At 43.0% G+C, this 279-nt stretch carries 1 protein-coding gene; it reads left to right on the forward strand.

Annotated features, from left to right (window positions below):
- Positions 1 to 279, forward strand: a 279-nt coding sequence (locus HC175_RS23670; RefSeq protein WP_168140150.1) for a hypothetical protein, incomplete at both ends; no start/stop codon positions are given.

Raw genomic sequence — 279 nt, forward strand, 5'->3', positions numbered from 1 at the left:
TTCACCAGCCTCTTTATCAACAAATTGACAGATGAAGTTTATGAGAGCGGACGCAATGGCGAGGGGGTGGTTTTTGAAGAAACAGCAGCTTCCGAAGGTTTGAACCAGTTCGTTCGGGATCAAAACATCAAACAGACCCGGTTATGGATCAACCAATTACATGGCTCGCATCAATTTTCAGAAAAAAATGAGCTTAAGTGGGCCCTGGGCTATAATCTCATTGATGCCGATGAACCCAACAGGATAAGAAATGAAGTAAATATTGACGGAGAAGGCTTT

This window comes from Salinimicrobium oceani, assembly GCF_012037645.1.